Genomic DNA, 19,931 nt, shown 5'->3' with positions numbered 1-19,931 from the left:
CGAGCAAGACAAAACCGGACAAAACACCATTTCGATGCGTGGGCTTGGCTCATCTTATACGCTAATCCTTATTGATGGTAAAAGACAAAATAGCTCGGGAGGATTCATACAAAATGGTTTGGGGAATGCCACTTCCTTTATGCCACCACCTGAAATGATTGAACGCATCGAAGTCATTCGTGGTCCTGCCTCTATCATTTATGGCTCTGATGCGATGGGAGGGGTGATTAATATTATCACGAAAAAACACTTTAGCAAAGTAAGCGCGGGTGTGCAGCTCAATACGCAACTTTTTGAGCCACACAATGAATGGGGCAATAACTACGGCGCAAACGCGTATGTGAATACACCACTTATCAAAGACAAGCTTTCACTTAATCTCCGCGGTTCTTACCGCTATAACGAACCCAACGCGTTTTTAAATCCTACTGGTCCAAGTAATGGCAATCCCTATGCCGCGCACTCTAGCACTGGTTCGCAAAATTGGAATGCAGGATTTCGGCTCAACTACACACCCACGAAGAGTGATTATATTTATTTAGATTCTGAAGTGTATAACGGGACATTTGGCTCTTTGAGCACCTCACAAAGTGCAATCACAAGTGTGCAAGAAATGTATAAAGTCAATAATGTCTTAAATCACGATGGGAATTACAGCTGGGGGAAACTCTCTTCTTACGCACAATACACCTATAATATCATTGCTCCACACAGAGACTATGGAGTGAGTAGTGGTATCCATACTGGTGGAACAAAGGGAGATTATATCGACTGGAGTAGCAAAAGGACGAATCAAATTGCCGCACTACAATCCGTCTATAATAACGACTTTGACTTTGGCGGAGCGGGAAGCCTTATCTTTAATGGCGGGTTGTATTATCTCTATGAACAATTAGCAGGGACTTTTTCTAATAAACACAGAGTTTTAAATCAAAATCAAGCTGCTATCTTTGCCGAGGGGGAATACCTTATCAATCGCTATGTGAGTGCGACACTAGGTTTGCGTTACACTTATAGTGATCGCTTTGTAACCGTTCCTAATCCGCGATTCTATGTGAATTATAATCCTACCGATTGGCTGACTTTCAAGGCAGGGGTGGCTAGTGGTATGCTAATCCCCACACTTTTACAATCATCTGAAGAAACTTGGGAATCAAAAGATAAAAATGGTAATGCAACAACTACCATTGGGAATCCAGACCTTAAACCCGAGCAAAGCTGGAATTATGAACTGTCTGCGATCGTAGATACAGAACCTGCGATGTTTATCTTGACAGGCTATTACACCGATTTTAATAACCAAATCGAGACTCTAAGTAGTGAGAGTGGAATGTCAATACCTTGGTATGGGGAGTGTCAAGGGAAGTGTGCCACCTATCGTAATATCGATAAAAGCCTTGTAACCGGTGCAGAGGCAAGCCTAAAAGTCAAGCCCTTCTATGGATTTGCGCTTGATGCAAGCTATGGATTCACCTATACAAAGAATCTTAGCAGTGGTTCTTCAAAAGGTGAGCCTATCAACTCTATCCCTAAGCATATTTTTACTCTTAAGCCAAGCTATACTTATAAAAACTTCAATGCTTATATCCGCTGGAGTGGGAAATTTAAAACACCAACAATCGCAGGAAATGCAAGAACCAATGTGCGTGAAGCTGTAGGACCATACTACAAAGACTATCAATTAGTAGATATTGCCGCAACTTATAAGTTTAACAAAACTTATATGCTCACCTTTGCGGTGAATAATCTCTTTGATGTGTATTTTATGGATTATGCCATTAGTGGAAATTCCGCACAAAACCGCTATCAAAGAATCTTACCAAGCAGAAACTATTGGATTAGCTTTAGTGCAAATTTCTAGGACAAAAGCTTAGAGGTAGCATCACCGAAGCCCTTTGCGCATAACATCGATGAGGGATTATCAAATCCCCTCCATTGATGCGCACCTCATCATAAAAAATCAGATCAATATCCAATGTGCGCGGAGCATTTTTAAAAGCCCTCTTGCGTCCGCGCCCAAATCGCCGCTCGATATAAAAGATAAGAGCATACACTTCACGCACACTCAAACTTGTCGCAATGATAAGCACGGCATTATAAAAATCATTTTGTTGTGTGTAGCCAAATGGGGGATTGCGCCATATTGGAGAACTCCAGAGAATCTGCATCTGTGAATGTTTGCTAATATGCCTAAAGACAGATTCTAAGATTTTCATACTTTGCCCTTGATTTGACCCAAGCCCCAAAGTAATACGATGAATAAAACGCACACTTTCACGCACAGAAAAAGGAAAATGTGAAGAGCACAGAATCTTAGGCATATTGGTATCAGAAGAAACAGACATTGATGACCTTTTGCGTTTTTTGCGTGGGTGTGGTTTTAGATTATCTAAAACATTATAGAATCTTACTCGCAATAAGTATCAAACTAAAAGGATCAAAAATGAAAAAAAGTGGCTTTTTTCTTCTCTTCGCTCTTGCTTCATTGACTTTTGCAGCGAGTTTTGAACAGACTTTGCAAGAAATCATCAAGAAAAATACCAAGCAAGATGTGAAGATTCTCAAAATTCAGAATCTTCAAAGCACGCCTGATGTCAAACTTGTGATGATCCAAGCGGGTGAAATGCAAGTGCCGCTGTTTGCAAGTAAAGACGGCAAAGTGATCATGGGTGTTTCTAATGTCTTCTTCTCCGATAATGAAAATGATAAAGGCATCATCGCTAATGCGATCAAACAATCCCAAAGTGCGCAAAAACCAGATAGTGCGAAACTTGATACATTCTTTAAAAAATTATCTAAAGATGATTATATTATTTTAACTTCAAATAATAAAAATACTAAAAAGATTACTTATATTGTTTCCGACCCAAATTGCCCTAGCTGCCAAAAAGAACTTGCAAATATTCAAGAGAGGCTAAAAGATTCTGATGTGTATATGTTACTTGTAGGCTTTGTGGGGAAAGATTCACCGATGAAGTCAAGTATGATTAAAGATCGATTACTTGATTCTAAAGATAATAAAGAGAAAATCGCTTTACTCAAAGAAGTCTATAATCCCTCTTACAAAATCCCTAGCAGTTATTTAGGCATTGATGTCAAAGAGATTATGAATATCAATCAAAAGGTTGTAGAAGCGGGGATTCAAAGTGTGCCTTTTATCCATGAAAGCACGAAATAGCTTTTAAAAAGTCTTTAAAAGCTCTTCAAAGCTTTGCTTAAACGCACTCAATCCTTCTTCTAAAAGTGTAGAAGCGATAGAATCTCGATTAATCCCAAAAGATTCTATCTCGGTGAAAAAATCCTCTTGCGCTTTTTTATCAAGAGGAGCTTTAAGTGCTTCTTCACTTTGATATGCAGCAATCGCATCAAGAGGTGCGGTATTGACACTATGAGGGAATTTAAGCGCATCAATATAATAACTAGGCTTTAAATCACCACCTTTTACCCCTGTCGAAGCAAAAAGTGTGCGGATTGTCAAATCTCCTTGATACTCGATTGCATCATAGCATTCCATTGCATTGATAATACCAAGTTTGCTACCTAGATGCGGAGCTTTTGCATATAAAAGTGAATCTACTGCACGATCAAATCGCGAAACAAATACACTGATGACTGCGCGAGGCTGTGAATGGTTTTTTGATGCGCTAAGGAATGCTTCTAAACATTTTTGCGTTTGTTCAAGTGTGAAAATCAAAGTCGCATTGACATTAATCCCTTTTGCATAAAGTGCGTTCATCACCTCATAACCTGCCTTTGTCGCGGGGACTTTTATCATCACATTAGGCTTTTGAATACTTTGATAAAGTCTTATCCCCTCATCAATACTTTTATCTGCATCATCACATAAAAAAGGATCAATTTCAATGCTAATATAGCCATTATCGGGATTCCTTTCCCATAAAGGCAAAAGAATCTCTGCTGCGCGTTTAATATCACAAAGTGCGAGATGCTCATAAATCTCTTTTGCTTTTTGTCCTTTGAGAGATTGAATCTGCTGCTGATAAATGGGAGTTTTGAGTGCTTGAGCAAAAATGCTAGGATTACTTGTCGCTCCCTTAATGATTTGAGAATCTAGCAAAGATTTAAATTCATTTTCCAAAAACTCTTTTTGTATAAAATCACACCATAGGCTGAAATTATGTGATTGTTGAGACATTCTTGCTCCTTTTTTAAGCTCAAAAATAGTAAATAAGCCATATTATAGCAGACAAATAGAATCTATGAAAAGGAGATTTATGCGGTATAAATTAATGATGTGCGGATTTAGCGCAATGTGCGAAGATATGCAAGAAGTGCGCGATCGCTTAAAAGTGATTCCCGTGGAGAGAGCGCAATTAGAAAGCTCACCTTGCTATGTGATTGATCTTGTTTCAGGAGAACAATATAAAATCTCTCCAACCCCTAAAGGCTGGGCGATAGAAGAAAAAGATTCTCAAGATTCTTAAAATTTATAAAATTCGTGTAAAAATCACTTTTACACATCAAGATGCTTGACATCTTTAGCGTGTTCTTGAATATAAAGTCTTCGCGGCTCGACTTCATCACCCATAAAAAGTGTGAAAATCTGATCAGTGTTTTCATCATCATCAATTCTCACACGCAAAAGTGTGCGATTTGCCGGTGTCATTGTCGTCTCCCATAATTGATCAGGATTCATTTCACCCAGACCTTTATAACGTTGAATCTTCGCACCTTTTTTCGCACTTTCCTCAATCTTTTCTAAGAAAACAAAAATATCTTCATCATTGAGGAAGCTTAATTCACGATCTTTAATCTTTTGATAGATAAAACGCGCTTCTTGGAAGAAATTATCGACAAAAAGTGAATCATCAATATTTAGCTCAACTAAGCCCATTTTGGTTTGGATATAAAGTGTCAAACGCTCCTGCGTGATATTTTTATTCAAAATATTACATTCTTGTGTGGAAAGAAAAGATTCTATTTTTACACAGAGATTCTCCAAATCCAACGCATCAAGTTCTTCATTTTCAACTAAATAGCGCACAACTTCAATCATTGAATAACGTTTTTCAAGCTCTTTGAGTATAGAACGATAATGCGAGATAAATTTTAGAATCTCCAAAAGCTCTTGATTCCCAATGCCTTCAAAACTGAAATTTTCAATGCCATTTTCAATCAAAAATTCGCTCAATGCTCGCTCATTCTTAAGATAAATCTCTTTTTTACCTTTTTCATAACGATAAAGTGGAGGCTGCGCAATATAAATATGCCCATTTGCGACAAGAGGCTTTAAGTAGCGATAAAAAAATGTCATAAGAAGTGTTTGAATATGACTCCCATCAACATCGGCATCAGTCATAATGATGATTTTGTGGTAACGAAGCTTTTCAATATTAAATTCATCGCCGATTCCACAACCAAAAGCTGTGATCATATTTTTGATTTCATCACTTTTGAGAATCTTATCAAGACGCGATTTTTCAACATTAAGAATCTTCCCACGCAAAGGTAAAATTGCTTGAAAAGCACGATCTCTTCCTTGTTTCGCACTACCTCCCGCACTATCACCCTCTACGAGATAGATTTCGGATCTTTCTGGGTCTTTACTTTGACAATCTGCGAGTTTGCCCGGTAATGTCCCCACAGAAAAATTTTCTTTTTTGCGTGTGAGATCACGTGCTTTTTTCGCTGCTTCTCTACCACGCGCTGCCATAATAGCTTTTTGCATAATAGCTTTAGCTTCATTAGGGTTTTCTTCAAAAAATTTACAAAGTTTATCATAGGTGAGTTTTTGCACGATTGGCTTAACAAAAGAGCTTCCTAATTTACCTTTAGTCTGCCCCTCAAATTGAGGATCGACAATTTTTACAGAAATGATTGCAATCAGTCCTTCACGCACATCATCACCTGTAACTTTAGAATCTTTCTCACGCGCTGAAGCATTTGCCTCAATATAATTCATAATCGCACGACTAAGTCCTGCTCTAAATCCTGCCTCGTGCGTCCCACCATCAGGCGTGCGGATATTATTGACAAAACTCAAAACTTTTTCATCATAGCTTTCATTATAAGCTAAAGCGACCTCGATTTCGCTTTCTTGTTCATTTGAATCAAAACTGATAATTGATGAAATAAAAGTTTTATGATTAATATCTTGGACAAATTGATTTAAACCGCCGTCAAAATGATAATGCTCTTCTAATTGTGTGCGTTCGTCTTTGAAATGCAAAGTGATATTGCGATTAAGATATGCCATTTCTTTAAAACGTCTTGTGAGAATCTGTGCATCAAATTCTAAGACTTCCATAACATCACCATCGGGAAAAAATTCTATTGTTGTTCCATTTTCTTGCGTTTTCCCGATAATCTCTAAATCACTTTGAGGAATCCCTTGCGCAAATTCTTGACGATAAATATTGCCATTTTTTTTGATTGTCATAATCAGACGTTTTGAAAGTGCATTGACAACGCTCACACCCACTCCGTGCAAACCACCAGAGACTTTATAAGTATCTTGGTCGAATTTTCCCCCAGCGTGAAGTGTCGTAAGCACAAGTGTAGCAGCAGGGAGATTCTCTGTAGGGTGAATATCTACAGGGATTCCGCGTCCGTTGTCCTCGATAATCGCGCTTCCTTCTTCTGTGAGTGTAACACGAATACAATCACAATGTCCTGCCATTGCTTCATCAATAGAATTATCTACGACTTCATAGATCATATGATGTAAGCCCCCGACATTGGTATCACCAATATACATTCCGGGACGCTTTCTGACGGCTTCTAAACCTTTTAAGACTTTGATATTACTTGCTTGATATTCTTTTTTTTCCATAATTTTATTGCTCACTTTAGAATTACAGAATCACAGGCATAATAACGGTTGAAAAATTATCATTATTAACGACAAAAGGTGTATTTGATTCATTGATGCAAAGTGTGAATTCACTTGAATCAATTTGTGAGAGGAAATCAAGGATATATTTTGAATTGAGTCCTAAGGCAAAAGATTCAGTAATAGGTGTTTGAATCTCAATTTGTGTTGAAGCTTCAGCATTATCCTCGCTTAATGTCTCAAAAAGTATCTCATTAGAAGAAATAGTAATTTTAATGTTATTTGCTAGTGAATTAACAAGTTTTAAGGCATCGACAAATTGATCTTTGGGCAGTTGGATTTTGTGTTTGAATTCTTTAGGAATGATTTTTTCATAATCAGGATATTTACCACTGATGAGTTTAGTATAAAAAGTGTAGCGATTGTTTTTAAGAATCAGATGAGTTTGATTGTGGAAAATTTGGAGCTCTTCGATAAAGAGTTTTTGAATCTCATTAATTGCTTTTTTAGGAATGATTAGAGAAAGTGTATCAACTGATTGACTTTTGTATTCAATGAGAGCTAGTCTTCTTGTGTCTGTGGCGACAAAATTAAAACTATATTCTTTGATGTCTAGTAATGAACCATTAAGCTCATATTTTGGGTTATTAGTATCTACGGCTGGGTTTATTTTACGAATAGAGTGAAGAAATTTATCAGATTGAATGTTGATTTGAGCATGAGAATCGTATTCTGGAAATTTAGGGAATTCGTCAGCATTAAACATAGGAAGTTTAAATTTTGCTCTACCTTGTCGGATATGGATTGTATCTTGGTCAGTTTCTAAAGTTATTTCTGCATCTTTTAGTCTTTTGATAATGTCAAGAATTTGTCTTCCATTGACTGTCCCACTACCTTGAGTTTCACACTTAACAGGAATCGTAGATTCAAGCCATATTTCGTAATCGGTAGCTTTGATTTGTAATTGATCTTCTTGTGTTTTGAAATAAATATGTGCAGTGATTTGTGATCGGTCTCGTTTTTCAAGGAAATTTTGGCAATCATTGAGAATTGTTTCAAATGAGCTTTTAGGGAGTGAAATTTTCATTGGAAGTCCTTTAGTTAATATTATTATTTTAGTAAAATATAGTAGGCATTGTGAAAATGTGAAAACTGCTACTATATCTACTCAGGGCTTTGTTATAATGTGTGAATAAGTTTGAGGCGTTTTTCACACTTTTTCCCTGTCATTATATCTAAGTTTCCTTATATTTTGGTAATTATTCTATTGAATGTATTAGGGTAGAATGTTTTGTTTGGAAGTGTTTGAATGTGTTAATATAATGATTTAAATTTAATTGAAGGATAGATGCAGGATTTATGATGTGTTTTGAGACAAGATTTTCTGATGATATTTTAGAAGTAAAGCTTCTGAAACAATGTGATTTTTCTTTGCCTAAAAATGAGCGTTTATCTCTTCAAAATGCTATATTATCGGCTTCTCGTGTTCGTGTTGATTTTGCTGAAATTCGTAAGGTTGATTTTGTTTTTTGTGCGTTTTTGAAAGAATTGCTACAAGGTAAGCAGTATGAGCTTATTCATACAAATACTGAAATAGATGAGATTTTTGCGACACTTGAGATGTCTTTATCTTTAGAAACTCCTGTTTTACCTTCGCGTTTTTCTCTTTTTTCTTTATCTTCAGTTTTTTTACTTTTCGGGCGTTATTTGAGTGATTTTTTTCAAAGTTTTTTGAATTTTCTTTATTTTTGTGGTATGTGTTTATCGTATTTTTTTCGTTCTCTTTTGCACCCTAAATATATTAAAGTAAGCTCGATTCTCTATCATATGAATCAAGCAGGTTTTAAGGCTTTGCCCGTGGCATTATTGACAGCTTTTATTGTGAGTTATGCTATTGCTTTACAAGGTGTTTTACAGCTTGAGAGAATGGGTGTGCCGATTATGAGTGTGGAGATTGTCGCAAAGCTTTCGTTGCGAGAAATGGGACCTTTTATCCTTGCGATTGTGATTGCAGGGCGCAGCTCTTCAGCTTTTTCAGCTCAACTTGGTGTGATGAATCTTACTGAAGAAACTGATGCGCTCAAAACAATGAATCTTAGTGTTTTTGATTATTTGGTTTTACCGCGTGTGTTGGCTTTGGTGATTGCTATGCCACTTTTAGTTTTTTTAGCTGATGCGGTGAGTTTGTTTGCTGCAATGTTGGCTGTGAAAATGCAGACAGGTATTAACTTCGTGCAATATTTAGAGCGATTTTATGAATATGTAGGTATTAATAATTTTTGGGTAGGTGTAGTAAAAGCTCCTTTTTTCGGGGCAGCGATTGCTTTGGTGGGTTGCTTTCGAGGGCTTTATGTCAAAGGTGATACAGAATCTGTAGGGATTGCTACGACTATGAGTGTCGTTAATGCGATTTTTTGGGTGATTTTGATTAATGCGATTTTTTCAATTATTACTACAAGGCTTGATGTATGAGTATTGTCCAAGTGCGCGACCTTTTCACGGCTTATGGTGATGTGATTATTCACAAGGGTATTAGCTTTGATGTGAAAAAAGGTGAAATATTTGGGATTCTCGGTGGAAGTGGAAGCGGTAAAAGCACATTGCTTAAGAATATGCTTTTTTTACAAAAACCAAAATCAGGTGTGATTAATTTTTTCGGACAAGATATTTGGGCATTAGGCGAGCATAAGCGGGATAAGATTCTTGATCGTTGTGGCGTGTGTTTTCAATTTGGAGCGTTATTTTCTTCGATGAATGTATTAGACAATGTAGGATTTTTGCTCACACAAAAAAGTGATTATGACCAAAATACGATTGATAGAATCTCGCGAATGTGGTTGGATTTAGTAGGATTATCTTCAGAAGTTGCTTATAAATACCCTTATGAGCTTTCTGGTGGAATGAAAAAACGCGTTTCATTAGCGCGAGCTTTAGCATTAAGCCCGGATATTTTGTTTTTAGATGAACCCACAAGCGGGCTTGATTTACAAAGTGCGGAGCGATTTGATACATTGATTAAAAAGCTGAAAGAAGTTTTAGAAATCACGATTATTATGGTAACGCATGATTTGGATTCTATTAAAGACATTGTCGATCGTTTTATTTTACTTCAGGATCAACATATTCTTTTTGAGGGGACCTTAGCAGAGCTTTATCATCAAAAACAAGAAGGTGTTAATGAGGCTACGATCTTTTCAGGTAAGCGTGGAGAAAGATTTTGGCAAGATTTCAATCATAAAAATTAAGGAGATTCTATGGAACGTAATGTCCGATATGTTTGGATTGGCGCAATTTTTTTTATTATACTTATATTAATGATAGCCTTTATTATGTGGCTTAATCGTTTTGAGCTTGATTCTCATCGTTTTCAGCATTATTATACTTATAGCCAAGATGAGGTGGGAGGTATAGGGACAAATACACCTATAAAATACAAAGGTATCAGTGTAGGACGCGTGATTTCAGTTGATTTTGCAAGTCTCAAAGAAGGCACGATTCAAATCCAAATGCTCATTGATTCTCAACTTGAAATCAGAAAAAATGCTAAAGTCATTATAAGCTCACAAGGTCTTGCAGGAGCGAATTACCTTGCATTGATTCAGGGTGATGGTGAGCCTTTAGAAGAAATTGACGGAAAGAAGATTTTGGAGCTTGATAAAGGCAGTATAGAGAAAATTATGAGTAAAGCTACAGAATTAAGTGATGATGCGGCATCGCTTCTTAAAAATGCTAATGCCATTTTAAACGAGCAGAATCTCTATGAGATTTCTTTGATTGTCAAAGATTTACGGGAAAGTGTGCAGAATCTCCAATCTATCACCTTGCAAATGGATAAAAATATGCAAAGAGGTGAATACAATATGCGTGAGATTCTCACACCTACACTTTTGCAATTTCAAGGGAGTTTGCAAGATATGAGTCAATTTTTCACCCAAGCTTCAGCGTTGATTGAAAAGGTTGATAAGAATCCCTACGATAGTATTTTTGGAAAAGCTCCGAAAAAATAGCAAAACTTAAGGATAACAAGAATGAAAAAAATCTTTTTTGCGGTTATGATTATCGCGGGTATAAGCTGGACAGGGTGTGTGAATGTCAAGATTGCTAGTGAGATTCCCTCAATCAGCTATTTTGATATACAAGATTATGAAACATCAAAAAATACTAAAAAATGTCAAAACCAAAAAACATCAAAAAAAATAGGAGTGCTTGATGTCAATGTTGCTTCTGTATTTAATAGCACAGATGTGATTGTGATTAATAATGAAACCTTAAAGATAGAATCTTTAGAAAATAAAAAATGGGTAAGCACACCTAAAGAGATGTTTAAAACAAAGATTCTCTATGCTTTAAAAAATCAATGCTATGAGGCATCATTACAACCTTTTGGCACGCAAAAACTCGATAAGATTCTTAAAATCACATTGACTTCTTTTGCAATTATCAAAAAAACAGAAGGTTATTTTGCGCAAGTGGGCTTATTTTATGAAATCCAAAATGCCTATAATTATTCTCTGTCTAAAAATGATACGATTATCGTGCAAAAGCCTATTCAATTTGACGGCGATTTTTTTGCTTTAGATTTTCGAGATTTAAGTGATGAAGCTGTGAATCTGATGATCAAATCAATCCGCTAAATTATGCGAATGATTTTGTATGCAGTCTTCAAAAATAAAGCGATGATCATCAGGCAATGCCTCAAAAATAGCCTTTGCTAAATCTTGTATTTCCCATAGTGCGCTTTTTGATGTGCGCAAAGAAAGGAAGTTTTGCAAACTGCGTGCGTTGATACTCCAACTAAGTTCGGTGCGATAGGATTCAGGCATGGCGAATTTAGCTAAATCGTTGCTGATACCTTCATGCAGTATTTCACGCAAATTTTCTAAGGCTTTCAGTGAGGCGATATTGACTTTTTCATTATTTGTGAAAACGACAAATGCCTCTGCACGAGCGAGATTCTCTTCATTGACAGGCAAAAAGCTTGGCACATTTCTAAGCTCTTTGAGTGTATAACGCGAGGATTTGACACTCAAACTTGTAAGACGATGACGCGCAAGCTCTTGAAGACATGCCCTTGAAATGCCTTTGATATAAAAATTATAATATAAATGTTCTAAAGTGCTTGCGTGTTTGTATTTATTGCCCACACGATCAATAAGTTCTTTATCTTTTTCTCCTCCATTATCGCCTTTTGCAAAGCTTTGCCAACAAGTGCGGATAGCGTTACTACAAATATGAATAGGTGTAAAATGTAAAAGTGTGATTTGAATCTGTTTCACATTGATCCTTTAATAAAATAAAAATATGCGGTAAAATGTCGGAATATTAGCTTATTTTACTTTAAATTTAAGAGAGATTAGTGATGATTTGGCTTGATATTATTGATCCTAAATATGTTTTATTTTTTCGGCAGATGTTGCCTTTATTAAAGACGGTTGATGAGATTCTTGTTACTACTCGTAAAAGTCAAGGTTATGATGAATGTGCGAGACTTTTAGAGCTTTTTGGCATACAATCACATTGTGTGGGTGGCTATGGTGGAGCGAGTAAAGAGGGTAAATTTCAAGCAAGATTAGATCGACAAAGGGCATTTTTGGAGCTTTTTAATGATCTTAAGCAAATGCCGCGTTTGTTTATCACAGGTGCAAGCGTTGAGGGTGTGCAAACCGCATTTGGACTAGGAATCCCTGTGGTGAATTTTGCAGACACACCGGTGGCAAATGATCATTTTTCATTAGATTCTATTACTATTCTTTCACGATTGACTTTGCCTCTCTCTACACTTGTTTTTCGTCCTTTTGTCGTGCCGGAGATTTGTTATACAAGTTTAGGATTAGATTCTTGTAATGTCAAAGCTTATGATTTCATTGATGTGGCACTTTGGCTCAAGGATATACCAGAATCTACGCCCGATTCAAAAAAGGCATTTTGCGCTAAGCTCGGGCTTGATGAGAGATTGCCTATAATTTTAGTGCGTGAGGAAGAATACAAAGCACATTATGTCAAGGAAAAATTACCGATTATCGAACAAAGTATTATTCTACTTGCACAGAATCTGAATGCAAATATTATAATTATGCCTCGTTATGAGAGCGATTATCTGATAAAGTCATTTTCATCATTACAAAATGTCGTGATTTGGGAAGAAAAGCTAGAGCCTAAAGTTTTTTATCCTCATATTGATTTACTTATCGGCGGCGGTGGGACAATGAATCTTGAAGCGTGTTATTTAGGAATCCCTGTAATTTCTACGCGTTCGCTTTTTCTTTTTCACGATCGGTATTTGCTTGATAATGGCTTAATGAAACATTGCAAAAATGCTAAGGAGGTTTTAGAATCTGCACGGGAGATTCTGCGACAAAATGCGCCAAAGATTCTACAAAAGAGACTCTTTGAGCCTAAAACTGCCGGGTTTGAAGCAATTATCCAAGACATTATGCCTCTTATGAGCTAGGATTTTGCTACATTCCTCCTATGGCGTGTGAGCTAATGTCCCACATTGGCACGAATACGCCTAATGCCAAAAATAACAACAAGATTCCCATAACAAGGCTTAAAATAGGCTCGATAAGAGAGATAAGAAAATCTGTTTTCTCTTGAGCATTTTCTTGGAATCTTTGCGCACATACTTCTAACATTTCTGATAGTTTGCCACTTCGCTCACCCGTAGCGATAAGCGCGAGTGAAATCTCATCAAGCAAATCTTTTTCTGTAATCGCAAGCGAAAAGCTTTTACCATTTTTGATAGATTCTAAAACTTGCTTGAATGAATTTTTCAGATAGAGATTGTGAATACACTCATTTGTAAGGCTTAAGGCATAGTCAAGCGGCGTTGAGGATTTGAGTTGCAAAGAAAGCGTAAAAGTGTATTGATAGAAATAATGCAGCTTAATCATTTCTCCGACAATAGGCAAAGATAGGGAGAGGCGATGCAGTTTTGTTTTGAAAGAGAGTGAGGATTGATAATACCGATAAAGTAAGAATCCCACTAAAATAAGCAATCCTACAAACACCAAACCAAAATGTCGGAAGAAAGATTCTGTATTAATGAGAATCTTCGTATATATAGGCAAACTTGCACTAAACTCTTCAAACATAATCAAAAATTCAGGCAACACAAACATAATAATCCCCAAAAATGCAGCAATGACACTTATTAGCACAAGAAAAGGATAAAATAAAGCCCTTTTAACGCGACTTTTGTTTTTGTGTTCTCGTGCAAGATGTGTGCTAAGCATATTAAAAATCTCGCTCAACTCTCCGCTTTTTTCTCCTAATGCAATCATACTCCATGCCATATCGCCAAAAACATCACGATGTTCTTTAAATGCTAAAGAAAGCTTTTGTCCGAGATTCAGACGATAGGCTATTTCAAGCAGAATGCGTTTGAGAGAGGCTTTTTTGGTATTTTTTGCGCACACCTCAATGACTTCTAAAATAGGCAAAGATGCCGAAAGCATAATGGATATTTGCAAAAATAAAGTGCTAAGATCTTGTTTGGTGATCTTTTGGTCAAGCTTGAGAAATTGCAAATGTAAGAATTCAAACCCTGTGAGAGGCTTGATTTCTAAAGGATAAATATCATATTTTTGCAAACTTTGGTCTTTAGCATTTTCTGTGGAAGTCGCTATAAGTGTAATCTGCACATTTTGATTGTCTTTAATGCCTTTAATCAAATATTTACGCGGTAATTTGTTCATACTTTGCACACCCGATAGATTTCTTCAAGACTCGTTTCGCCTTGGGCAAGATGTTGAAAAGCGTTTTGAAACATACTGATAAAGCCTCCTTCTTGTGTGGGATTGAGCAACAAATGCTGCAAAGATTCGCGTTGAGAGACATCTTTGATATAAGTTTTAAGATCAGGAGAATTACTCAAGCATTCAGCGATCAATAATCGTCCGTTATAACCTTGCATATCACAATGCACGCAACCTTTAGGCGCAAAAAATATCCCATTTTTGAATCTTTCTAATGCTTTAAGTTCGTCTTTTTTACCAGATTGGTAAAGATTCTCAAAAACTTCTTGAGGCGAAATGGGCATCTTACAATGCGGACATAACGCACGCGCAAGTCGTTGAGAAATGATAGCATTGAGTGTAGAAGCAAGAAGATAATCTTGTGCGCCCATTTCAAGCAAACGATCAATCGCACCTAGAGAATCATTAGCATGCAAAGTAGCAAGCACCAAATGCCCGGTGAGCGAAGCTTTTATCGCTGTTTGCAGAGTGTCTTCATCGCGTATTTCACCGATCATAATCACATCGGGATCTTGCCGAAGCAAAGCGCGTAAAGCTTGATTGAATCCAAAATCGTATTTTTCATTGACAAGCACTTGTGTAACAAGATCTATTTGATATTCAATAGGATCTTCAAGTGTGATGATTTTTTTGCTCGGTGATTTAATAGATTCTAGCATCGCATAAAGAGTGGTGCTTTTCCCGCTACCTGTGGGACCTGTCAAAAAGATAATGCCATAAGGAAGCGCAATAGATTCTTTAATGCGTTTGAGGCTAATGGTATCAAAACCTAGAGAATCTAATTCTAATCGTTGTGCATTTTTGTCGAGGATTCTGATAACGAGTGATTCGCCACCAAAAGCGGGCATACTTGAGAGACGAAAATCAAATTCTTTTTGTATCAATACGCGCGTGAAGCGTCCGTCTTGACTTTTACGATTTTGATTAATATCCAAAGCGCATTCAAGCTTTAATCGTGAGCTTAGACTTTTAAAAATATCATTTTCAAGACAAAAACGCTCTTTCATTAGCCCATCGACACGAATACGCACTTTTGCTCCATCAGCGGAGCTTTCAAAGTGAATATCGCTCGCCCTTTCTTGGATACATATTTCTAAAATAAAATCCAAAAGTTTTGCCACACTCATATCGTTTTTGTCATCATTTTTTAAAGCATTTGGGCGGCGATGTTCAGCTTTGAGAGCATCAACAAGCGAACAAAATCTCTCGTGCGTGTGAATCTGCTCACTCAAAAGTCTAAAATCTTCTTCTTTAGCGAGGAAAAAGCACATATGAAAATCAGGGAAAAGCGATCGAATATGTGATTTGATAATCCCCAAAGCGCATGATTCATCAATGAGTGCAATATGAAGTTTTTGTTCTTGAGGGTGGATTGCAAAAATTAAGCAACCCATTTTATGGATAAATTTATACGCAAGTGCGTTTTTGCATTCAAGACTAAGAATCTGCTCGCTAAGATTCACAAAGGGCATCTCTGTCATTGCTTTTCCTTGCCTTTTGGTTGCTCTGTGGGAGGTGGATTTGATAGTGTGGATTCTGTTTTAGATGTCGGGGTGGTTTGATGTGATTGGCTAAAGTCTTCTATCTCTTGAATGCGTTGCAAGTCTTTAGAATCTTGCTTTGCGTCAAGATGAATAATATGAGGAGAAATCACGATAATCATTTCTTGCGTTTCTTTAATGTCTTTTTTATAGCGGAAAAGATATTTAATCAAAGGAATATCACCAAGCAATGGGATTTTGCGTATAGTTTGCCCTTGCGTTTTATCAATCAACCCTCCCAAAATGATTTTTTGTCCGTCTTGGACTTGGACGAGTGAAGAAAGTTGTTTTGTGGAGAGATTAGGCGGTGCATTAAGGGCAGTGCTTTGATTCTCTACGGAAATATCTTTTGCTTTTGTGATAGAAGGGTTGATTTTGAGAATGATTTTATCACCTTTGATGCTTGGTGTAACATCGAGCAAGATTCCCGCAAATACTGAAGGGAAAGCTTGAGAATTATTTTGCACAGAAGTGCCTTGAGTGGTTGTTTGATAAGTCGTATTTTGCGCATAACGCAGCACACTGCCCACGCTGATAATGGCGGGCTGATTGTTGAGCGTAAGGACTTTAGGATTAGAAATGGATTGCACTTTTCCATAAGTTTGCAAAAATTCTACGATTCGATTAATGCTTGCACCTTGAGAAAAAATATTGATTTCATAATTTGTGCCGTTTGTCCCCATACTTGCATAACTTGCACCTTGACCGATATTATTGTTGGGCGAGAGGATTGAGAGATTGCCGAGTTTGAAAAACTCATTCCAATCCACGCCATAGGTTTGATTATCTGTGTGTTGCACATTGAAGATATGCACATCAATTAATACTTGTTTTTGAATCCTTTCGTTAAGGTTGTGAATGTATTTTTGCACCCTATCGATTTGTGTGCGTGTGCCGGTGATAGTGAGCAATCCCGCCGCTTTGTTAATCACGATATGGCGGTCTTTTTTATTGTCATTTTTAAATTCAGAAGTAAAATCAGGCTGATACAAATCACCCGGTCGATAGGCGATATTTGCAATTTCATTTTGCAAATCTCCCCAAAAATCAATTTCATCAATCGAATAAATTTTTGTCCCACTTTTACCGATGCTAGGGTTATTAGAAGTCGCCTTGTTCATCGCCATTTTATGCGTTTGGGAGGGGATTTCAAAATCCGAAATGGCGTTAAATTGCCCGTTATTATATAAAGATTGGACTTGATTGTCTTGTGAAAAAACAATATCTGTGTTGCTTGATCCTACGCGTGTGGTGGCAATGTAGTGAATCTCAAAAGTTTTAGTCAATAAGAATCCGATTTTAAGCGTGTCTTTGTGTAATGTGTAATAAAAGTCATTATCTGTCAAGAGATTCTTTAATGTGCTTTGGAGAGACTTGTCTGTAATGTGAATCGAGGTTTTTTTCGAATCAAGCATTTCTTTGACATTTTCTTGCAAATAAAATACGCTTACATTGGATTGTGAGGCGATTTCTTCAATGATTTTGCTTAAAGGTGTGGCATTATTAGAGTGAATCTGAATATTTTGTGCGTAAGCGTATAGTGCTAATATACCCATAAAAAAGAATATTTTTCTCATGGGAGTTTCTCATTGATAAAAAGATCCAGCGTGTTTTGGGCTTTTTGAAGTTGGATAAATTGAGGATAAATCGCGGTGATTTTATAGCCTCTTATCGTGTCATTAAGCATATACCATTGGTCGTTGATAAGGGCTTTTTTATTGATGATGGCATACAAGCGTAAAGGTTCAGATTCTTGCGTGGAAGCAATAGGGGCAAAGGGATTTTCAAGCTCATTTAAAATAAGCAGGCTAGATTCTTTAGAAAAGGATTGGAGTGCTTGAAAAAGCTCTAAGGTATTTGACTCTTGAGCTAAAACCCATAAGGGCAGTGAAGCAAGTATAATTAATCGTATAAAGATACAAATGTATTTCATTGTTTATACTTTTGGGGCAGCTCAAGGTGTTCATTCAGAAGCAAAAGTTCAAAATCAATCTGATTAGGTGTGTGTGCGAATGCTAAGTAATCAATGCTCAAATAAGGATCAGATTCTATAAATGTAAGCAAGGAAATAATATCTGAAAATCCTCCTGCGCCTTTGATTTGTAATGATTGAGTGGCGTGATGAGGTTTGATTGAAGAAAGCGTGAGTGGCTGTGTTTCAACAAACTTGATAATATTTTTCATTAATGCGTAATTATCTTGAGATTCACCTTGTAAAGTGTGAATCTCATTGAGAAGTTGCGTGTAGAGATGTCGCTCTTTCTCAAGATTTGTTTCAAGTTTGATGATTTTGTCTTTGGAGCGTTGTTTGCTGTGATTGATAGAATCTTGGGATTGTGTAAATTCTACAAAAGTATGTTGATAAAGCGATGAAAGTGCAGTGTATTTTTCTACAAGTGGCAGATACACAAAATCAATCATAACAAAAAGTATGCACAATGCACTCGCAGTAGCAAGAAGTATTTTTTCTCGAGGAGTTTTATTGTTTAAAAATATCTGAATAGTATGTAAAGGTGGAAGAAAGATTGATTTAAATGACATTATGAATCACCAAAATTTGTGAATGGACAAGATTATCTTGCTCCGAATCTTGCAAGTCTTTTGGAGGATACATCAAAGCACTTTGGGTGGGTGTATTGAGATGTGCAAGGAGATGAGAGATGTGAATCTGGGAAGTAGAGCTTACATCAAGGGCAATGAGTATTGTTTCGGGTGTGCCAAAAAGGGCAACTTTTTGCAAAGTAAGATGTGTATTGTCAATATCTTTTAAGACCTCTTGAAATAATAAAAGGCGTTGGTGATAGGTTTGTTGCCAATGGTGCAGATTCTTGATTTGTGAGATAAGGGAGGCATTTTGTTGTTGATAATAAGCCAACTCTTGCGCGCTTTGTGCATAAGAAGAGAGATTCTCATCAGTTTGAAACAACTCTTGACTTTGGGCATTGAGATGCGCGATGCGGGATTCTAAAATATGACACTGAATCGTCAAAAATAATGGCAATAAAAATATGATAAGAATCCCTGCGCAAATGCTTGCGATTGCAAGAGGTTTTTTGAATCTGTTTTTGTTTGGGGCAAAATTAGGCAAATGATGCCCTTGCGTATAAATGTGGTAATAGTGAAATGCAAGATAAGCCTTAAGCTGCGCAGAATCTAAATGCGTTTGTCTGCAAAATTCCCCTAAATACACCCATTGGAGATAATCATCTTTGTCAGATTGAGTGTGAGATTCTGATAAAAATGAGGGATATTGCAAGTAATAAATACACATTGATTGCGTGTTTTGTTGGTAGGCATCTTGGATATAGGCACATTTTGCCATACACTCTTCATAGGAAGTCAAAGGAAAAACTTCTAAAAGCTGCTGGGATTGGAAATAGCATAAAAATCCCTCTATCCATACAAGCATTGCTTGAAGTGATGGATTAGTCCAAAAACACGCAAGAGGCAAAAAAAGATCACAAGTGATAATATGAGAAGATGTTTTGCATAATGATGTGTCAAAAAACAAGACCTCACACATATATTGCGAATCATCGTAGAGATGTTCTTTAGGTGTGAAATGCAAAGTATAGTTTTTGTAAGAAGAGAGTTTTTCGGAGGTAAATAGACCTTTTTGGTGTGCTTTGGCAAAGATTAATGATGTGGCGGCAGCGTCTGCGTTGTCAATGTCATTTTTGTCGATTTCGTATTGATCGTATATGAAGTTTTTTGCCTCTAGTGTGGTGATGTCAGCTTTTTTGGGTGTTTGATGAAGCGTGATACAAGATAAATCGCTTTTCCATAGTTTTTGCGATGAGGTGTCAAAGTAAGAAATGTCTTTACTCATCAGAATCTGCT

General features: G+C 36.8%; 19 protein-coding genes. 8 read left to right on the top strand and 11 right to left on the bottom strand.

What is annotated here, in order from left to right; translation table 11 throughout:
• A partial coding sequence (locus tag LS68_RS09125) for a TonB-dependent receptor (RefSeq protein ID WP_138091454.1) occupies positions 1 to 1,861 on the top strand: 1,861 nt, incomplete at its 5' end.
• Here LS68_RS09125 and folK read toward each other — a convergent pair.
• Positions 1,845 to 2,321, bottom strand: coding sequence for a 2-amino-4-hydroxy-6-hydroxymethyldihydropteridine diphosphokinase (gene folK, locus LS68_RS09120; protein ID WP_034373432.1), 477 nt, complete (start codon positions 2,319 to 2,321; stop codon positions 1,845 to 1,847). The genes LS68_RS09125 and folK overlap by 17 nt on opposite strands.
• Positions 2,322 to 2,443: 122 nt before the next feature.
• On the opposite strand from folK, the gene LS68_RS09115 reads away from it, so the two are divergent.
• Complete coding sequence (locus LS68_RS09115) at positions 2,444 to 3,178, top strand: protein disulfide-isomerase (RefSeq protein WP_034373420.1); 735 nt, start codon at positions 2,444 to 2,446, stop codon at positions 3,176 to 3,178.
• 3 nt (positions 3,179 to 3,181) lie between these two features.
• Here LS68_RS09115 and LS68_RS09110 read toward each other — a convergent pair whose 3' ends face one another.
• A complete protein-coding gene (locus tag LS68_RS09110; protein ID WP_034373417.1) occupies positions 3,182 to 4,156 on the bottom strand; it encodes a transaldolase in 975 nt (324 codons plus the stop codon).
• 79 nt (positions 4,157 to 4,235) lie between these two features.
• On the opposite strand from LS68_RS09110, the gene LS68_RS09105 reads away from it, so the two are divergent.
• Positions 4,236 to 4,445, top strand: coding sequence for a hypothetical protein (locus tag LS68_RS09105; RefSeq protein WP_034373414.1), 210 nt, complete (start codon positions 4,236 to 4,238; stop codon positions 4,443 to 4,445).
• Positions 4,446 to 4,474: 29 nt separating this feature from the next.
• Here the strand turns inward: LS68_RS09105 and gyrB are convergent, their stop codons facing one another.
• Both gyrB and dnaN read right to left on the bottom strand, forming a co-directional pair.
• The gene (gene gyrB, locus LS68_RS09100; RefSeq protein WP_138091452.1) at positions 4,475 to 6,793 is read right to left on the bottom strand and encodes a DNA topoisomerase (ATP-hydrolyzing) subunit B; all 2,319 of its coding nucleotides are present in this window, start codon (positions 6,791 to 6,793) and stop codon (positions 4,475 to 4,477) included.
• Between the two features lie 22 nt (positions 6,794 to 6,815).
• The gene (gene dnaN / locus LS68_RS09095; RefSeq protein WP_034373409.1) at positions 6,816 to 7,880 is read right to left on the bottom strand and encodes a DNA polymerase III subunit beta; all 1,065 of its coding nucleotides are present in this window, start codon (positions 7,878 to 7,880) and stop codon (positions 6,816 to 6,818) included.
• A 275-nt stretch (positions 7,881 to 8,155) separates the two neighbouring features.
• On the opposite strand from dnaN, the gene LS68_RS09090 reads away from it, so the two are divergent.
• The 4 genes from LS68_RS09090 to LS68_RS09075 are packed head-to-tail and all read left to right on the top strand — an operon-like array spanning position 8,156 to position 11,427.
• Positions 8,156 to 9,265, top strand: coding sequence for an ABC transporter permease (locus LS68_RS09090; RefSeq protein WP_034373406.1), 1,110 nt, complete (start codon positions 8,156 to 8,158; stop codon positions 9,263 to 9,265).
• Positions 9,262 to 10,038, top strand: a complete 777-nt coding sequence (locus tag LS68_RS09085; protein ID WP_034373403.1) for an ATP-binding cassette domain-containing protein — start codon at positions 9,262 to 9,264, stop codon at positions 10,036 to 10,038. Before LS68_RS09090 ends, LS68_RS09085 begins: the two co-directional genes overlap by 4 nt.
• 9 nt (positions 10,039 to 10,047) lie before the next feature.
• A complete protein-coding gene (locus LS68_RS09080; RefSeq protein ID WP_034373400.1) occupies positions 10,048 to 10,800 on the top strand; it encodes an MlaD family protein in 753 nt (250 codons plus the stop codon).
• A gap of 21 nt (positions 10,801 to 10,821) precedes the next feature.
• On the top strand, positions 10,822 to 11,427 hold the full coding sequence (locus LS68_RS09075; protein WP_034373397.1) for an ABC-type transport auxiliary lipoprotein family protein: 606 nt from the start codon (positions 10,822 to 10,824) through the stop codon (positions 11,425 to 11,427).
• On the opposite strand, the gene thyX is transcribed toward LS68_RS09075, so the two are convergent.
• Complete coding sequence (gene thyX, locus LS68_RS09070; RefSeq protein WP_034373429.1) at positions 11,416 to 12,060, bottom strand: FAD-dependent thymidylate synthase; 645 nt, start codon at positions 12,058 to 12,060, stop codon at positions 11,416 to 11,418. The two genes, LS68_RS09075 and thyX, sit on opposite strands and share 12 nt — an antisense overlap.
• Before the next feature lie 92 nt (positions 12,061 to 12,152).
• Between thyX and LS68_RS09065 the strand changes: the two genes are divergently transcribed.
• Positions 12,153 to 13,244, top strand: a complete 1,092-nt coding sequence (locus tag LS68_RS09065) for a DUF354 domain-containing protein (RefSeq protein WP_034373394.1) — start codon at positions 12,153 to 12,155, stop codon at positions 13,242 to 13,244.
• Positions 13,245 to 13,251: 7 nt separating this feature from the next.
• Here LS68_RS09065 and LS68_RS09060 read toward each other — a convergent pair whose 3' ends face one another.
• The 6 genes from LS68_RS09060 to LS68_RS09035 are packed head-to-tail and all read right to left on the bottom strand — an operon-like array spanning position 13,252 to position 19,920.
• Positions 13,252 to 14,490: a type II secretion system F family protein gene (locus LS68_RS09060; RefSeq protein ID WP_241993733.1), complete on the bottom strand. Its 1,239-nt coding sequence runs from the start codon at positions 14,488 to 14,490 to the stop codon at positions 13,252 to 13,254.
• Positions 14,487 to 16,031 carry a GspE/PulE family protein gene (locus LS68_RS09055; RefSeq protein WP_034373388.1) on the bottom strand — a complete coding sequence of 515 codons (1,545 nt, stop codon included), beginning with the start codon at positions 16,029 to 16,031 and terminating at the stop codon, positions 14,487 to 14,489. The genes LS68_RS09060 and LS68_RS09055 overlap by 4 nt, the downstream gene beginning before the upstream one ends.
• Entirely contained in the window at positions 16,028 to 17,668 is a 1,641-nt protein-coding gene (gene mshL / locus LS68_RS09050) for a pilus (MSHA type) biogenesis protein MshL (RefSeq protein ID WP_138091450.1), read from the bottom strand. Before mshL ends, LS68_RS09055 begins: the two co-directional genes overlap by 4 nt.
• A complete protein-coding gene (locus LS68_RS09045; RefSeq protein ID WP_034373385.1) occupies positions 17,665 to 18,024 on the bottom strand; it encodes a hypothetical protein in 360 nt (119 codons plus the stop codon). The genes mshL and LS68_RS09045 overlap by 4 nt, the downstream gene beginning before the upstream one ends.
• Positions 18,021 to 18,632 carry a hypothetical protein gene (locus LS68_RS09040; protein ID WP_034373382.1) on the bottom strand — a complete coding sequence of 204 codons (612 nt, stop codon included), beginning with the start codon at positions 18,630 to 18,632 and terminating at the stop codon, positions 18,021 to 18,023. The genes LS68_RS09045 and LS68_RS09040 overlap by 4 nt, the downstream gene beginning before the upstream one ends.
• The gene (locus LS68_RS09035) at positions 18,622 to 19,920 is read right to left on the bottom strand and encodes a hypothetical protein (RefSeq protein ID WP_034373379.1); all 1,299 of its coding nucleotides are present in this window, start codon (positions 19,918 to 19,920) and stop codon (positions 18,622 to 18,624) included. The genes LS68_RS09040 and LS68_RS09035 overlap by 11 nt, the downstream gene beginning before the upstream one ends.
• Between the last annotated feature and the right edge of the window lie 11 nt (positions 19,921 to 19,931).

The organism is Helicobacter sp. MIT 05-5293 (assembly GCF_000765665.2).
Lineage (GTDB): Bacteria > Campylobacterota > Campylobacteria > Campylobacterales > Helicobacteraceae > Helicobacter_C.
The sequence above is the reverse complement of the archived record's forward strand: the minus strand, read 5'-3'. Positions and strand labels throughout refer to the sequence as shown.

What these genes read in the sequence shown, in the direction of transcription:
- folK (WP_034373432.1), bottom strand. Translation starts at nt 2,321, where the DNA reads ATGCCTAAGATTCTGTGCTCTTCACATTTTCCTTTTTCTGTGCGTGAA.
- LS68_RS09115 (WP_034373420.1), top strand. Translation starts at nt 2,444, where the DNA reads ATGAAAAAAAGTGGCTTTTTTCTTCTCTTCGCTCTTGCTTCATTGACT.
- LS68_RS09110 (WP_034373417.1), bottom strand. Translation starts at nt 4,156, where the DNA reads ATGTCTCAACAATCACATAATTTCAGCCTATGGTGTGATTTTATACAA.
- LS68_RS09105 (WP_034373414.1), top strand. Translation starts at nt 4,236, where the DNA reads ATGCGGTATAAATTAATGATGTGCGGATTTAGCGCAATGTGCGAAGAT.
- gyrB (WP_138091452.1), bottom strand. Translation starts at nt 6,793, where the DNA reads ATGGAAAAAAAAGAATATCAAGCAAGTAATATCAAAGTCTTAAAAGGT.
- dnaN (WP_034373409.1), bottom strand. Translation starts at nt 7,880, where the DNA reads ATGAAAATTTCACTCCCTAAAAGCTCATTTGAAACAATTCTCAATGAT.
- LS68_RS09090 (WP_034373406.1), top strand. Translation starts at nt 8,156, where the DNA reads ATGTGTTTTGAGACAAGATTTTCTGATGATATTTTAGAAGTAAAGCTT.
- LS68_RS09085 (WP_034373403.1), top strand. Translation starts at nt 9,262, where the DNA reads ATGAGTATTGTCCAAGTGCGCGACCTTTTCACGGCTTATGGTGATGTG.
- LS68_RS09080 (WP_034373400.1), top strand. Translation starts at nt 10,048, where the DNA reads ATGGAACGTAATGTCCGATATGTTTGGATTGGCGCAATTTTTTTTATT.
- LS68_RS09075 (WP_034373397.1), top strand. Translation starts at nt 10,822, where the DNA reads ATGAAAAAAATCTTTTTTGCGGTTATGATTATCGCGGGTATAAGCTGG.
- LS68_RS09065 (WP_034373394.1), top strand. Translation starts at nt 12,153, where the DNA reads ATGATTTGGCTTGATATTATTGATCCTAAATATGTTTTATTTTTTCGG.
- LS68_RS09060 (WP_241993733.1), bottom strand. Translation starts at nt 14,490, where the DNA reads ATGAACAAATTACCGCGTAAATATTTGATTAAAGGCATTAAAGACAAT.
- LS68_RS09055 (WP_034373388.1), bottom strand. Translation starts at nt 16,031, where the DNA reads ATGACAGAGATGCCCTTTGTGAATCTTAGCGAGCAGATTCTTAGTCTT.
- mshL (WP_138091450.1), bottom strand. Translation starts at nt 17,668, where the DNA reads ATGAGAAAAATATTCTTTTTTATGGGTATATTAGCACTATACGCTTAC.
- LS68_RS09045 (WP_034373385.1), bottom strand. Translation starts at nt 18,024, where the DNA reads ATGAAATACATTTGTATCTTTATACGATTAATTATACTTGCTTCACTG.
- LS68_RS09040 (WP_034373382.1), bottom strand. Translation starts at nt 18,632, where the DNA reads ATGTCATTTAAATCAATCTTTCTTCCACCTTTACATACTATTCAGATA.
- LS68_RS09035 (WP_034373379.1), bottom strand. Translation starts at nt 19,920, where the DNA reads ATGAGTAAAGACATTTCTTACTTTGACACCTCATCGCAAAAACTATGG.